Source organism: Actinomyces urogenitalis DSM 15434 (assembly GCF_000159035.1).
GTDB lineage: Bacteria > Actinomycetota > Actinomycetes > Actinomycetales > Actinomycetaceae > Actinomyces > Actinomyces urogenitalis.
This window is the reverse complement of sequence record NZ_DS999587.1, coordinates 1-1,426: the sequence shown is the minus strand read 5'-3', so window position 1 is coordinate 1,426 and position 1,426 is coordinate 1. Positions and strand designations below refer to the sequence as shown.

The following is a 1,426-nucleotide window of genomic DNA, read 5'->3' as shown; positions in this document are numbered from 1 at the left end:
GGCTCTTCACGAACGAGGGTGTAGCGCGGGTCTAAACCCTCCGGCTTCGAGCAGCGACCGAGCGATGTAGTGGGTGAGGTTGCGGAAGCCGAGGGCGGAGCCGCGGAGGTGTTCGAGTCGCCCGTTGATGGCCTCGGTGGGGCCGTTGCTGGTGCCGGGGCGGTCGAAGAATGCGAGGATGTCGCCCGCCCGCTGCTTCATGGTCCGGCCGAGCTTGCGGACCTCGACGAGCGCCGCGGGAACGCCGCTGCTGATCGCAGCGATCACCTCCTGCATCATCGCTTTCGCTTTCTTCTTGTCGGGCTCCCGGTAGACCGCGACGATGCGCTGGTAGATGCCCCAGGTCGCCTCGACCTCGACGTGCTCCTCGCTCGCGAACACTGCGTCCAGGCGTGCCCGCTGCCGGTCGGTGAGCAGGCTCGCCCCGGTGTGCAGGGTGCGGCGGGCTTTGTAGAGCGGGTCGCCCTTGAGCCCGCGGTGCCCGGTGGTGTCTTGCTGGACCCGACGCCGGCAGACATCCAGCGCGTCGCCGGCGAGGCGGACCACGTGGAACGGGTCCATGACGGGGACGGCGTCGGGGAGTTCCTCGGCGGCAGCGGTCTTGAACCCGGCGAAGCCGTCCATCGCGACCACCTCGATCCGCTTCGCCCAGTCCGCAGGGCGGGCGGCGAGCCACTGCTTGAACACCACCTTGGAGCGGCCCTCGACCATGTCCAGCAGCCTCGCCGGCCCGGTCTTGTTCCTCGCGGGCGTGAGGTCGATGATCACGGTGACGTACTTGTCGCCCAGCCTCGTGTGTCGCCAGACGTGCTCGTCGACACCGATCGTGGTGACCCCGTCGAACCGGGCGGGGTCGTCGATCAGGCGCCGCTTGCCTTCCGCGAGGACGGCGGCGTTCGCGGCACTCCAGGACACCCCGAGACCTGCGGCGACGCGGGTGACGGTGAGGTGGTCGATGACGATGCCCCGCAGCGCCCACTCCAGGCCGCCGCGGGAGATCTTCGCACGCGGCGCCGCTGCCCGCGTCATGTCCTGCCGCCACGTGCGCCGGCAGTGTCCGCACCGGTACCGGCGCACCCGCACCAGCAGGGTCGTCGGCCGGTGCCCGAACGGCTCGTGCGCCAGTCGACGCGTGACCGTGTCCCGCGGCACGCCCTCGACACCGCACTTCCGACACCACGGGTCGTCCTCGACGACGTGGCATTCGATCGTGGCCCGATCCGGCTCGATCAGCTGGCCGACGGCGACGAGGCCGAGCTCGTCGAGGCGGCAGAACGTGGTCAGGTCAGGGGTCGCGAAAGTAGGGTGGAGCACGTCGAGGTCTTTCGGGATGGCGAGCGTGAAGAACTTCCATCATCCGGGAGACCTCGACCCCTACCCGGCCACCGACGCGCTCAACCGACTACACCCTCGTTCGTGAAGAGCC

1 protein-coding gene is annotated in these 1,426 nt (G+C 69.6%); it reads right to left on the bottom strand.

The annotated features are described in order from the left end of the window. Window positions 1–6: 6 nt before the first annotated feature. Window positions 7–1,314: an ISL3 family transposase gene (locus HMPREF0058_RS11340; protein WP_006549936.1), complete on the bottom strand. Its 1,308-nt coding sequence runs from the start codon at window positions 1,312–1,314 to the stop codon at window positions 7–9. Window positions 1,315–1,426 lie beyond the last annotated feature (112 nt).